Origin of the sequence: Diaphorobacter sp. JS3050, from assembly GCF_013154915.1 — a bacterium.
GTDB classification, from domain to species: domain Bacteria; phylum Pseudomonadota; class Gammaproteobacteria; order Burkholderiales; family Burkholderiaceae_C; genus Diaphorobacter; species Diaphorobacter nitroreducens.
In genome coordinates, this window is sequence record NZ_CP053553.1 from 3007146 (window position 1) to 3020422 (window position 13277).

Annotated in this window: 12 protein-coding genes and 1 pseudogene; 3 read left to right on the forward strand and 10 right to left on the reverse strand. The window is 66.7% G+C overall.

Annotated elements, in window-relative coordinates; all coding sequences use genetic code 11:
- Positions 1-83 precede the first annotated feature (83 nt).
- From fabG to HND92_RS14460, 6 genes are all read right to left on the reverse strand, one after another.
- Positions 84-824 carry a 3-oxoacyl-ACP reductase FabG gene (fabG, locus tag HND92_RS14435; RefSeq protein WP_047351564.1) on the reverse strand — a complete coding sequence of 247 codons (741 nt, stop codon included), beginning with the start codon at positions 822-824 and terminating at the stop codon, positions 84-86.
- Complete coding sequence (gene fabD, locus HND92_RS14440) at positions 821-1774, reverse strand: ACP S-malonyltransferase (RefSeq protein WP_172208010.1); 954 nt, start codon at positions 1772-1774, stop codon at positions 821-823. Before fabD ends, fabG begins: the two co-directional genes overlap by 4 nt.
- Before the next feature lie 57 nt (positions 1775-1831).
- A complete protein-coding gene (locus HND92_RS14445) occupies positions 1832-2809 on the reverse strand; it encodes a beta-ketoacyl-ACP synthase III (protein WP_011806400.1) in 978 nt (325 codons plus the stop codon).
- An 18-nt stretch (positions 2810-2827) separates the two neighbouring features.
- Entirely contained in the window at positions 2828-3859 is a 1032-nt protein-coding gene (gene plsX, locus HND92_RS14450) for a phosphate acyltransferase PlsX (RefSeq protein WP_172208012.1), read from the reverse strand.
- 122 nt (positions 3860-3981) lie between these two features.
- Positions 3982-4164, reverse strand: a complete 183-nt coding sequence (gene rpmF / locus HND92_RS14455) for a 50S ribosomal protein L32 (RefSeq protein WP_011806402.1) — start codon at positions 4162-4164, stop codon at positions 3982-3984.
- Between the two features lie 132 nt (positions 4165-4296).
- Entirely contained in the window at positions 4297-4848 is a 552-nt protein-coding gene (locus HND92_RS14460) for a DUF177 domain-containing protein (RefSeq protein ID WP_015913981.1), read from the reverse strand.
- Positions 4849-4874: 26 nt separating this feature from the next.
- Here HND92_RS14460 and HND92_RS14465 point away from each other — a divergent pair, with 26 nt between their 5' ends.
- Complete coding sequence (locus tag HND92_RS14465) at positions 4875-5474, forward strand: Maf family nucleotide pyrophosphatase (RefSeq protein ID WP_172208016.1); 600 nt, start codon at positions 4875-4877, stop codon at positions 5472-5474.
- Positions 5471-6277: an SAM-dependent methyltransferase gene (locus HND92_RS14470; RefSeq protein WP_172208020.1), complete on the forward strand. Its 807-nt coding sequence runs from the start codon at positions 5471-5473 to the stop codon at positions 6275-6277. The genes HND92_RS14465 and HND92_RS14470 overlap by 4 nt, the downstream gene beginning before the upstream one ends.
- A gap of 84 nt (positions 6278-6361) precedes the next feature.
- Here the strand turns inward: HND92_RS14470 and HND92_RS14475 are convergent, their stop codons facing one another.
- Genes HND92_RS14475 through HND92_RS14490 form a run of 4 tightly spaced genes read right to left on the reverse strand, consistent with a single transcriptional unit; the run spans position 6362 to position 9467 of the window.
- Entirely contained in the window at positions 6362-7405 is a 1044-nt protein-coding gene (locus tag HND92_RS14475) for a S49 family peptidase (protein WP_172208022.1), read from the reverse strand.
- A gap of 4 nt (positions 7406-7409) precedes the next feature.
- Complete coding sequence (locus HND92_RS14480; protein ID WP_172208034.1) at positions 7410-7787, reverse strand: Rieske 2Fe-2S domain-containing protein; 378 nt, start codon at positions 7785-7787, stop codon at positions 7410-7412.
- Positions 7787-8455 (reverse strand): HAD family hydrolase, encoded by a 669-nt coding sequence (locus HND92_RS14485; protein WP_015913984.1) that lies wholly within the window; start codon positions 8453-8455, stop codon positions 7787-7789. Before HND92_RS14485 ends, HND92_RS14480 begins: the two co-directional genes overlap by 1 nt.
- A complete protein-coding gene (locus HND92_RS14490; protein ID WP_172208036.1) occupies positions 8448-9467 on the reverse strand; it encodes an RluA family pseudouridine synthase in 1020 nt (339 codons plus the stop codon). Before HND92_RS14490 ends, HND92_RS14485 begins: the two co-directional genes overlap by 8 nt.
- A 589-nt stretch (positions 9468-10056) precedes the next feature.
- Between HND92_RS14490 and HND92_RS14495 the strand changes: the two are divergent.
- Positions 10057-13143 (forward strand): annotated as a pseudogene (locus HND92_RS14495) (ribonuclease E/G).
- Positions 13144-13277 lie beyond the last annotated feature (134 nt).

Sequence of the window (13277 nt, forward strand, 5' to 3'; positions counted from 1 at the left end):
GAATGAATCCGCGATTCTAGCCGCTCCGGGTAAAGCCCCGTAGCAGCCCGCCGTACGGACAAAACGGCGTCAACTGACTTTAATTACATGTACATGCCGCCATTGACATGCAACTCTTGTCCCGTCACATAACCTGCACCAGCCGATGCAAGGTAAGCCACGGCATGGGCGATGTCACTGGGCTGCCCCAATTCGCCCATGGCGATCTGGGATTTCAGCGCTTTTTTCTGCTCTTCCGGCAGATCGGCAGTCATGTCGGTGGCAATGAAACCCGGAGCCACGCAGTTCACCGTGATACCGCGGCTGCCCAGTTCACGCGCCAACGCGCGGCTCATGCCTGCCACACCAGCCTTCGCGGCCGCGTAGTTGGCCTGTCCGGGGTTGCCCGATGCGCCCACCACGCTGGTGATACTGATGATGCGCCCAAAGCGCTGTTTCATCATGGGCCGAATAGCCGCACGGCTGACGCGGAAAACGGCCTTGAGATTGGTGTCAAGCACGGCATCCCAGTCGTCGTCCTTCATGCGCATGGCCAGCGTGTCACGCGTGATGCCCGCGTTGTTCACCAGCACATGCAGGCCCCCATGCTCCTTGACGATGGCATCCACCAGCGCGTCCACGGCTGCGCCGTCGGTCACGTTCAGTTTGACGCCCTTGCCGCCGTAGGCCGCCAGGGCCTGGCCGATGCGCTGCGCGCCTTCATCCGTGGTGGCCGTACCAATCACGCGCAAGCCCCGCTGGGCGAGCTCGGCGGCAATGGCGGCTCCGATGCCGCGGGTGGCGCCGGTAACCAGCGCAATCTGGGGAGAGGCGGATTCACTCATGCCAGCAGTTCCTTGGTTTCGGCCAGGGTGGCCGGGTCAAACAGTGAGGCGCCAACCAGTTCGGGGTCGATGCGCTTGGTCATCCCGGCCAGCACCTTGCCGGGCCCGCATTCGATCACATGCGTCACGCCACGCGCCTTCAGCGCCTGCACACACTCCACCCAGCGCACCGGGCCAAAGGCCTGCCGATAGAGTGCATCGCGGATGGCATCTGCGTCTTGCTGCACCGCGACGTCCACATTGTTGACCACGGGAATGCGCGGAGCGCCCAGTTCCAGTGCAGCGAGCGCGGCACGCAGTTTTTCTGCGGCGGGCTTCATCAGGCTGGAGTGGAAGGGCGCCGACACCGGCAGTGGCAGTGCACGCTTTGCGCCCGCTGCCTTGAGCACTTCGCAGGCTTTCTCCACGCCCGCCTTGGTACCCGCAATCACGGTCTGAGCGGGATCGTTGAAATTCACGGCTTCCACCACATCGGTGGATCCAGCACCAAAGCTGGCCGTAGCCTCGGCGCAACCGGCGATCACCTTGGCTGACTCCAGTCCGAGGATGGCCGCCATGGCGCCAACCCCCACGGGCACGGCCTCCTGCATGGCAGCGGCACGCAGGCGCACCAGCGGGGCTGCCTGGGCCAGACTCAAAACACCCGAGGCCACCAACGCGGAGTATTCGCCCAGGGAGTGCCCGGCCACGGCAGCCGGCAGTGCCCCCCCCTCAGCGCACCATACGCGCCAAGCCGCAATCCCGGCCACCAGCATCACCGGCTGGGTGTTGGTGGTAAGGGCCAGCACCTCCTTGGGCCCCGCATGAATCAACGCACCGACGTCTTCGCCGAGCGCCTCTGAAGCCTCGCGCAGCGTCTCGGCCACCACGGGATGGTCACCCCAAGCGTCCAGCATGCCCACCGACTGCGAGCCTTGGCCGGGGAACACAAATGCAAAAGTTTTCGACATGGTCAAACAGTTCAAGACAAAAAGCGGCTCCAGCGCTTGCACAGCAAGCGCCAATAGCTACATTTTCAGGAGCACCGCACCCCAGGTGAAGCCGCCGCCCACCCCTTCCAGCAGCACCGTCTGGCCCGGCTGGACTTGGCCATTGCGCACGCCATGGTCCAGTGCCAAGGGAATGGAGGCGGCCGACGTATTGCCGTGCTGATCCACCGTGACCACCACCTTGTCCATGGACAGCTTCAGCTTACGCGCCGTGCTCTGCATGATGCGAATGTTGGCCTGGTGGGGAATCAGCCAGTCGATATCGGCGTCGGTCATGCCCGCCTTGTCCAGCGTGGCCCGCGCCGCTTTCTCCAGCACGCCGACGGCCAGCTTGAAGACGGCCTGGCCATCCATCTTGAGCAAAGGGTCGCCCAGAATCTGGCCGCCGTAGACGTTGCCCGGCACGCAGAGGATGCCGACATGGCTGCCATCGGCATGCAGGTCGCTCGCAAGGATGCCGGGCGCTTCCGAGGCCTCCAGCACCACTGCGCCGGCGCCGTCGCCGAATAGCACACAGGTGGTGCGGTCGTTGAAATCCAGAATGCGGCTGAAGACCTCGGACCCCACGACCAGCGCACGGCGCGCTCCACCGGAGCGGATCATGGCGTCGGCCACCGTGAGTGCATAGACGAAGCCGCTGCACACGGCCTGCACGTCGAAGGCGGGGCAGCCATTGGCACCCAGCTTGTTTTGCAGAATGCAGGCGGTGGAGGGAAACACCATGTCCGGTGTGGACGTGGCGACGATGATCAGGTCAAGATCTTGCGCCTGGCAACCGGCGGCCTCCAGCGCGCGGCGCGATGCTTCCAACGCCAGGTCGCTGCTGGTGACGTCCCGGTCGGCGAAATGGCGTGCGCGGATGCCCGTGCGCTCCACGATCCATTCATCGGAGGTCTCGATGCCCTGCTGCGCCAGCTGGGCCACCAGGTCATCATTGGTTACCCGGTGCGGCGGCAAATAGCTGCCGGTGCCGGTAATGCGTGAATAGCGTGTCATTGGGGGAGGCACGGCCGGTCAGGAAGCGGGCTGGGCGTCTGCGGCTGCCAGCAAAGGCGCCGCATGCGCAACCCGCGCGCGGACGCGGTCGAGCAGGTTGTTGCGGGCCGCATCATACGCCCGGATCAAAGCCTGCTCGAAAGCCAGCGCGTCGGCCGAACCATGGCTCTTGAACACGAGCCCCCGCAGTCCGAGCAGGGCGGCTCCGTTATAACGCCGGTGATCCATGCGCCTCATGATGGCAGATAGCACCGGATAAGCGACGATGGCAGCAATTTTCGTGAAAATGTTGCGCGAAAACTCCTGTTTGAGCGCTCCCGCAATCATCGATGCCACGCCCTCACTGGCCTTGAGTGCCACATTGCCAACGAAACCGTCACACACCACGATGTCCACAGTGCCCTTGAAGATGTCGTTGCCTTCCACATTACCGTGAAAGTTCAGGTCGCGGGATTTGGCCGCAGAACGCAGCAGTCCGCCGGCTTTCTTGATGACATCGTTGCCCTTGATGACCTCTTCGCCAATGTTCAGCAATCCTACGAGCGGTTCATCGCGGTCCTGCAGCACCGACACCAACGCAGATCCCATGACAGCGAATTGCAGCAAATGCTCGGCCGTGCAATCGACATTCGCGCCCAGGTCCAGCACGGTAGTGGCACCGCCTTGCGCATTGGGCATCTGGGTGGCGATGGCCGGGCGGTCGATGCCGTCCAGCGTCTTGAGCAGATAGCGCGCGATGGCCATCAGCGCGCCAGTGTTACCGGCGGAGATGGCCGCATGCGCCACGCCATCCTTGACTTGCTGGATGGCCACGCGCATGGAGGAGTCCTTCTTGCGACGCAGCGCGACCTCCACCGCATCGTCCATCGTGACCACCTCCGACGCCACGACATGCGTCACGCGCTCGTGTACCAGACCCTGCAGACTGTCCTGCCCACCCACCAGGATCAGGCGTGCGTCAGGGTGATGCTCCAGGAACTGTCGGCACGCGGGAAGCGTGACGCCGGGGCCATGATCGCCCCCCATGCAGTCAACAGCCAGTGTGATCATCGGCAAATCGTCAAGCCGTCAGGCGGCCGTTAAATAAAAGGGCCATTTTGGCGCATGCCAAAACGACAAAGGCCCGCGCTACTTTTTTCGTAGCAGCGGGCCCGGAGGGTGCGCAGCCTGGATCAGGCTTCGGATTTGTTCTTCAGTACCTGACGGCCGCGGTAGAAGCCGTTGGGGCTGATGTGGTGGCGCATATGGGTTTCGCCGGTCGTGGGCTCCACGGCGATGCCAGGCACCGTCAGGGCATTATGCGAACGGTGCATGCCGCGCTTGGAGGGAGACTTCTTGTTTTGCTGAACAGCCATGATCGGCTCCTAGGGTCTTGAAAGGGTTGGTGAAAAACGCGATCAGCCCATTGAAGACACGAGGGGATTCGCGCGAAGCCCTCGATTATATCTCAAATGGTTTTTGATCGAAACCGCCGAACGGGCCGTTTCTCAGGCGTCCGGATTGTCCTTGCGAAGCCCTGCCAGGGCTGCAAACGGATTGGGCTTGTCGGCACTGGCCTGCTCGAAGTCCTCGTCGCTGGAGGCCAGCGTGACATCTGTCGGGCATTCCTCATGGCGCGGCACCACCGGCAGGGCCATGAGCAGTTCGTCTTCGATCAGCTCGCGCAAATCGAACTCGCGGCTCAATGCCAGCAGATCCTCATCGCTGTCGCCATCCAGTGCCTCGGCGGTGGCTTCATCGGCCACGAAGCGGAATTCGCGCTCTACCTCTAGGGGCACGTCCACGGAATGCAGACAGCGCTGGCAGGTCATCGGCAAGGTGGCGCTGGCTTTCAGGCGCAGCCAGACCTGGCCGCCTACGCCGTGCGTGGTGCGCACTTCGCCGTCCGCCGCCCAATCCACGCGCAGATCCGGGTGCAGCCCCTGCGCCTCCTCGGCCAGACGCTTGTATTTGAGCAGCGTGTCATGACCGGACAGGTGAGCGCCGGCCTGTGCAAAAGCCTTGACGTCCAGCCGGTCAGGGGAGTGTTCCTTGGTCATGCTGGGCAGTGTAAGAGAATCCAGGCATGCCGGATTTCTCCCCCCTGTCCCGCTCCCTGGTATTGGGATCGACCTCGCGCTACCGGCGCGAACTCCTGGCCCGACTGGGCCTGCCCTTCGACGTGGCCGCCCCCGCGGTGGACGAGACACCGCGACCGGACGAAGCCCCGCGCGCGCTGGCACTGCGCCTGGCGCTGGCCAAGGCGCGCGCCGTGGCCGGCCTGCATCCGCAGGCCATCGTGATCGGCTCCGACCAGGTGGCAGACCTGGACGGCGAGCCGCTGGGCAAGCCCGGCGACCACGAACGCGCCACCGCCCAGTTGCGCCGCATGCGCGGCAAGACCGTGGTGTTCCACACCGCCGTGGCGGTGGTCTGCCAGGACTGCGGCTTCGAGCAGGTGGACCTGGCGCCGGTGCGGGTGCGCTTTCGTGACCTTTCGGACGACGAGATCGAGCGCTATCTGCGTGCCGAGCAGCCGTACGATTGCGCCGGAAGCGCCAAGAGCGAGGGCCTGGGCATCGCGTTACTCGACGCGATCGACAGCGACGACCCCACCGCCCTGATCGGGCTGCCCTTGATACGCACCTGCCGCATGCTGCGCGCCGCGGGGCTGGTGCTGCCATGAGCGAAAGCACTGCAACGGGTGGCTCGACCCCGGCTCGGGGCACCCTGTATCTGGTGCCCGCGCCGCTGGACTTCGGCTGCGAGAGCCAGGCGCCCCTGACCGAAGCCCTACCGGAGGGCACGCTGCGCCAGGCCGCACACCTCACCCATTGGATTTGCGAGAACGCCAAGAGCTGCCGCGCCTACCTCAAGCGCGTGGACGCGCTGCACCCGCTGGGGGCGCCGCTGCAGGCGCAGCAGATCACCGAACTGCCGCGCGAAGTGCACAAGAAGGGCGACCACGGCGCCCGGGGCCATGCATCGTTCGACGCACGTCCGCTGCTGGCGCCGGCATTGGCAGGGCACGACATGGGCCTGGTCAGCGAGGCGGGCATGCCCGCAGTCGCCGACCCCGGCAGCTCCGTGGTGCGCGCCGCGCATGACCTGGGGCTGCGCGTGGTACCGCTGGTGGGACCGGTGTCGCTATTGCTGGCACTGGCAGCCAGCGGACTCAACGGCCAGAACTTCGCCTTCGTGGGCTATCTGCCGCAGGACGCAGGCGAGCGCACCAAACGCCTGCGCGAGCTGGAAACTCTGGCCCACAAGCAAGGCCAGACACAGCTTTTCATCGAGACGCCTTACCGCAACGCCGCACTGTGGCAGGCGCTGCTGCAGGGGCTGCAGCCGCAGACCCGGCTGGCGCGCGCAAGCGGCCTGACGCTGGCCGATGCGCAAGTTGCCAGCCACACGGTGCGCGAATGGCGCCAACACACCGCCGGCACGCCGGACAACCGGGTACCCACGGTCTTCGCCATCGGTGCGTAGGCCGTACGCACGGCCCCGGTTGATTCAAAAATGATAGCTTGCAGCGCTTGATGGATAAGCGCTGGAGCCTGATTTAACCCAATATCAGCGCAGCTGCGGCAACTGCAGCGCAGCCAGGCCCTTCACGGCACCCATGCCTACCGCGGCGCCAAACTTCTTGGCCAGGCGCTCGGCCACGTTGTCGCGGCGGGTGTAGTCGATCACGTCTTCGGCCTTGACCACCTCGCGCGCCACGTAGTCCAGGTTGCCCAGTTGGTCGGCCAGTCCCATCTCCACCGCCTGCTGGCCCGTCCAGAACAGGCCGCTGAAGGTTTCGGGCGTGACCTTGAGCCGCTCGCCCCGCCCCTGCTTCACCACACCGATGAACTGCTGGTGGATCTGGTCGAGCATGGCCTGGGCATATGCGCGCTGGGTTTCGGTCTGGGGGCTGAACGGATCGAGAAACCCCTTGTTCTCACCGGCGGTGAGCAGGCGGCGTTCCACCCCCAGCTTTTCCATGGCGCCGGTGAAGCCGAAGCCGTCCATCAGCACGCCGATGCTGCCCACGATGCTGGCCTTGTCCACGAAGATGCCGTCCGCCGCCGCGGCGATGTAGTAGGCCGCCGAGGCACAGGTTTCCTCGACCACGGCATAGACGGGCTTGTTGTACTTGGCCTTCAGCCGCACGATCTCGTCGTTGATGATGCCCGCCTGCACCGGACTGCCCCCCGGCGAGTTGATGAGCAGCACCACGGCCTGCGAACCCGAATCCTCGAATGCGCTGCGCATGGCGGCTACGACAAATTCGGCGCTGGCCTCGGCGCCCGCGGCGATCTCGCCCTTCACGTCCACCACGGCCGTATGCGGCGTGCTCTTGCTGGTGGCGGTCATTTCGCGCGAAAGCGCGGCCCAGATCACCGCGCCCGCCAACAGGACCCACGCCAGGCGCCAGAAGTTGCGCCAGCGGCGCGCCGCGCGCTGCTCGGCCAGGGTGCCGAGCACCAGCTTCTCCAGCATCTCGCGCTCCCAGCCGGGGGCGGCTGCGGCCTTGCTCGCTTCATTTTTTGTGGCTTGTTGCGCCCACAGGTCGGGCGCTGCGGGCGGATTTCCCTCGAATCCCGTGGGTTCGGTGCGGTTGGGATCGGTCATGGAGTCAAAACTCTACGGTGTGCAGATGGAGGGCAGTATGCCAGCGCACCCGGCCCCCTTCCTCGGACAAGGCGATCTTCACCAGCCCGCCGCGGCACGGACCGCCAGCGCAGGCTCCCGTGTCGGGCTGGAAGGCCGCGCCATGCGTGGCACACAGCAGCCAGCGGCCGGTGTCGTCGAAAAACTGACCTTCCTGGTAGTCCATCTCCATCGGTACATGGGTACAGCGGTTCAGGTAGGCGTGCACGCGGCCCTGATAGCGGATGGCGAAAGCGCGGCAGATCTGGCCGCAGTAGCGCACGTCGAACGCCACGGCGCGGCCGCCATCCACCAGTGCCTCGCTGGGGCAGAGGTCGATGCGTTGCTCCACCGGAGTCGCCATTACGCGTGCTCCTGCAGCCAACGGTGCAGATCGGCCACGGACGAAGCCACGCACAGCGGCCCCAGTTCGGCAAAGCCCGCCGTGTCGTGCGCGCCATAGCCCACGCCCACGCTGGCACAGCCCGCGGCGCGGGCCATTGCGAGGTCGTGCGTGGTGTCGCCGATCATCAGCAGGCGCTCGGGCTCCACGCCGAACTCGGCCATCAGCTCCTGCAGCATCAGCGGGTGCGGTTTGCCGGCGGTTTCGTCCGCGGTGCGCGAACCGTCGAACATGCCACGCAGCTGCACCTGGTGCAGCACCTGGTCCAGGCCGCGTCGGCTCTTGCCCGTGGCTACGGCCAGCAGGTGGCCGCGCGTGCGCAGGCCCTCCAGCATGGGCAGCACGCCGTCGAACAGGCTCAGGTCGTCCTGGTGCTGCAGGTAGTGGTAGCGGTAGCGGTTGCCCAACTCCGTATAGCGCTCGCGCGGCACGTCGGGGGCCGCATGGGCCAGGGCCTGCGGAAGCGCCATGCCGATCACCCAGGCGGCGGCTTCATCCGTAGGCACGGTGCCGCCCACATCGCGCACCGCATCCTGAATGCTGCGCACGATGATGGCGGTGGAGTCAAATAGCGTGCCATCCCAGTCGAAGGCAATGAGATCGAATCGGCGCGGGCGGAAATCAGGCATGTGCGGGGTCGTCGGAAAGGAAAGCGGTCAGTTCGGGCGGCAATTCGGCGCGCAATTCCAGGCGCTCGCCGCTGGCCGGGTGGTCAAACTGTAGCCGCCATGCGTGAAGGAACATGCGCTTCAAGCCTTGCTTCTGCAGGCGCCGGTTCAGGTCGAAGTCGCCGTACTTGTCGTCGCCCGCGATCGGGTGGCCCTGGGAGGACAGGTGCACGCGGATCTGGTGCGTGCGCCCGGTCTTGATGGTCACCTCCAGCAGGCTCATCGCCGGCAGGCCCTGCAAGGGGCGCGGCGCGAGCTGGCTGCGCACCTTGACCAGGGTGACGGAGCGCATGCCGTCCGGATCGTCGGGCGTGGTCACGCGCACGCGGCGCTCGCCATCCTCCTGCAGGTATTTGTGCAGCGGCGTGTCGATGACCTTCTTGTTGGCAGGCCAGTGGCCGCTGACCAGCGCCAGATAGGTCTTGCCCGTCTCGCGCCCCCGGAACTGGTCCTGCAGATGTGTGAGCGCCGAGCGCTTCTTGGCCACCAGCAAAATGCCCGAGGTCTCCCGGTCCAGCCGGTGCACCAGTTCCAGGAAGCGCGCCTGCGGGCGCGCCTGGCGCAACTGTTCGATCACGCCAAAGCTCACGCCGCTGCCGCCGTGCACGGCCGTGCCGGCGGGCTTGTCGATGGCGATCAGGTGCTCGTCTTCCAGCAGGATGGGGAATTCGCGCGCGGGCGCGGGGCGCTCCGCCTTGTCCAGCACCTTGTCGGACACGCGCACGGGGGGCAGACGCACCAGGTCGCCCGGTGCCACGCGCGCGTCGGCGCTGGTGCGCCCCTTGTTCAGGCGGACCTCGCCGCTGCGGATGATGCGGTAGACGTGGGTCTTGGGCACGCCCTTCAGATGGCGGATGAGGAAATTGTCGAGCCGCTGGCCCGCGGATTCGGCGTCGACCTCGACGATGCGGGCCGCTGGGGCTTCTGGCGGGGTGCGGCCTGCGGCCGGTTTGCCCCCTATAATGTGTTTCACCTGCGCGACGAATGTGTAAGTGGTTGATTTGTCTGGAGTTTAATGGACCCAGCCCGGCTCGGCGCGCAGCATGGTTGATGCCAACGGGCGTCATGCGCGCAGATTGCAGGCCGGTTGCCTGCGAAGGTCCGCATGCCGGCCGTGCAGGCTGACAAATCGAAACACTGAATCTACGGAATCCCAAGCTGGCCGCGCACCCCACCCGGGCACTGCGGCCAGCGGATCAAAGCGAAAATCATGTGGGTGTTGCTGGCATGGATGGTGTCATTGTGGCGAGGGCGTCAGCCTTTGCCACGTACACGCAAATCGCCACCAACACCCGCCGGTCAAGCGCCAACAGCTACAATTTTAGTAGCACGCCTGCGCGCTGACCGGCTCGCCCCCATCCACGCGCCACCACCCCGCCTGCTGAGTTAGCCAACCCAGCAGTCGTGGTGCATCCCGGCAATTCCCTCGTTTCGATGCGTCAGTCCAGGCATTTCCGGCTCGTGTAGAGCCTGTTTGGTTTGGAACCGGCGGTACGCGCCGCTGCAGCCCTGAGAGAGCGCTGCGCGCGGGCCGCCACGACACAACGAAAAGGAATTGCATCATGAAGCGGATGCTCATCAATGCCACGCAGCCCGAGGAGCGGCGCCTGGCCATCGTGGACGGCCAGAAGCTGCTGGACTACGAGATCGAGATCGAAGGGCGCGAGCAGCGCAAGGGCAACATCTACAAAGCCGTCGTCACGCGCGTGGAACCGTCGCTGGAGGCCTGCTTCGTTGACTATGGCGAAGACCGCCACGGCTTCCTGCCGTTCAAGGAAATCTCCAAACAGTATTTCGCCGAGGGCGTATCACCCAGCCAGGCCAGGATCCAGGACGTGATCAAGGAAGGCCAGGAGCTGATCGTCCAGGTCGAGAAGGAAGAGCGCGGCAACAAGGGCGCGGCCCTGACCACCTTCATCAGCCTGGCCGGCCGCTATGTGGTGCTGATGCCCAACAACCCACGCGGCGGGGGCGTGTCGCGCCGCATCGAGGGCGAGGACCGCGCCGAGCTCAAGGAGGCGATGGACCAGCTGGAGTACCCCAAGGGCATGAGCATCATCGCGCGCACCGCCGGCATCGGCCGTTCCGCGCCCGAGTTGCAATGGGACCTGAACTACCTGCTCAAGCTGTGGACCGCCATCGATGGCGCCGCCAAGGCCGGCAAGGGCGCCTTCCTCATCTACCAGGAATCCAGCCTGGTGATCCGCGCCATCCGCGACTACTTCAACAGCGACATCGGTGACATCCTCATCGACACTGACGACATCTACGAGCAGGCGCACCAGTTCATGGCGCACGTCATGCCCGAGCATGCCGGCAAGGTCAAGCGCTACCGCGACGACGCACCGCTGTTCTCGCGCTTCCAGATCGAGCACCAGATCGAATCCGCCTACGCGCGCACCGTGACCCTGCCCTCGGGCGGCGCCATCGTGATCGACCACACCGAGGCGCTGGTCAGCGTGGACGTGAACTCGGCACGCGCCATCAAGGGCGGCGACATCGAGGAAACCGCCACCCGCACCAACCTGGAGGCCGCCGACGAAGTGGCACGCCAGATGCGCCTGCGCGACCTGGGCGGCCTGATCGTGATCGACTTCATCGACATGGAGGAGAGCAAGAACCGCCGCGAAGTGGAAAACCGCCTGCGCGACGCGCTGCGCCAGGACCGCGCCCGCGTGCAGTTCGGCACCATCAGCAAGTTCGGCCTCATGGAGATGAGCCGCCAGCGCCTGAAGCCCTCGCTGTCCGAAGGCGCGCATATCCGTTGCCCGCTGTGCGACGGCACCGGCCACGTGCGCGACACGGAAGGCTTCTCGCTGCAGATGCTGCGCATGATCCAGGAAGAGTCCATGAAGGACAGCACCGCCGCCGTGCACTGCCAGGTGCCGGTGGAGGTGGCCAGCTTCCTGCTCAACGAAAAGCGCACCGAGATCGCCAAGATCGAACTCAAGCAGCGCGTCTCCGTGGTGCTGATCCCCAACAAGTCGCTGGAAACGCCGCACTACAAGCTGGAGCGCCTCAAGCACGACGACCCGCGCCTGGAAAACCTGGACGCCAGCTACAAGCTGGCCGACGTGGAGGAAGACCAGACCAAGGTCACGCGCCGCTCGCAGGAGCCCACCAACAAGCAGACGCCCGTGATCAAGGGCGTGTTGCCCGACGCACCGGCCCCTGTGGCCGAGCCGCGCCCCGAAGGCGCCGCCCGCGGCGCCACGCGCCCGCAGGGCCAGGGCCAGCAGCGCCCGGCAACGGCCCCCACGCCTGCGCCCCAGCGCCCGGCCGCCGCACCTGCGCCCGAGCAGGGCTTCTTCGCATGGATCAAGAGCCTGTTCGGCTTTGGCGCCGCACCCGCGCCCGCACCTGTGGCCGCCCCGCGCAGACGCCCGCGGAACCCGGCGCACGCGGCGAAGGGCGTCGCGGTGAGCGCGGCGGTCGCCGTGGCGAACGCACTGGTGAACGCAGCGGCGAGCGTGGCGGTGAGCGCAATGGCAACCGCGAAGGCGGCGAAGGCCGCGGCCGCCGTGGCGAAGGCCGTGGCGGCGAGCGCAGCGCCGAGGGCCGCGAGAACCGCGAACCGCGTGAGCCACGCAATGGCCGCGACGGCGAACGCCGTGGCGAGCACGCGGAAGGCGAGAGCCGCCGCGAGCCGCGCGAAGGCCGTGGCGGCCGCGAGCGCGGTGAGCGCAACGCACAGCCGCCCGTGCAGTCTGCGGCCGACCTGGCCAACTCACCGGTCACGACCGATGCCGACGTGGCAGTGACCGAGGAGCGCACGGCACGCACCGGCGAGCGCGGTGAACGCCGCGAACGGGGTGAACGAGGCGAGCGCCGTGAGCGCGGTGGCGAACGCGGCGGCGAGCGCCGCGAACGCGGCCCGCGCACCATCGACGCCAACGCCCCCGCCGCTGGCGCCGACTTTGCCGACACTGCGCCCCTGGCCGCATTGCCGGACCTGGACCTGTCCGGCGCTGAAGTCGGTACGTCCGGCGCCGAGGCCCCCGCCGGCGAGGAGCGCCGCGAGCGCCGTTCGCGCGACCGCTATGGACGCGACCGCCGCGAACGTGGCGAGCGCGGCCCGCGCAATGCCGAGGCCAGCGCCACCGGTGCCGATGCCGAAGCGCCTGGCGCGCCGCTGATGGACCTGGACCTCCCCGCTCCCGCTGCGGCGGCCGAGGAAGACTCCGCCCCGCACGCCGCAGCTATTTCGCCTCCGCTCCGGCATCTGCCCCGGCGGCAGCGCCGCAAGCCGCGCCCGAAGCCACGGCCGCAGTGACGCCACCCCGGCCGCCGTGCCAGTCCCCGCACCGGCGCCCGCGCCCGTTGCAGCGGCACCTGTGCCCGCACCGGCTCCGGCTGCCACCGCGGTAGCGCCGGCAACCGGCGGCATGCCGCGCGTGCAGGCATTCACGCTGCCCGTGGACACGCTGCAGCAGGTGGCGCAGGCTTCGGGCCTGCAATGGGTGAATTCCGACGCCCAGAAGATCGCCGCCGCGCAGGCCGCGATTGCGGCCGAGCCCAAGCCCGTCCACGTGCCGCGCGAGCGTGCGCCCGTGGTGGTGCTGGATGAAGGTCCGCTGGTGCTGGTGGAAACCCGCCGCGACCTGGGTGCGATGCAGCTGCCGTTCGACCAGGACAACGCGGCCGCCTAAGCCCGCGTCATGGCAGAACACCGGGGGCGTCATGCCCCCGGTGGCGTTTACGCTATCGATAAATGAGCTGCTGGCGCTTGATGGATAAGCCTTAGAGGCATATTCAGCTGATAGCCACGGCAGCTCGCACATTG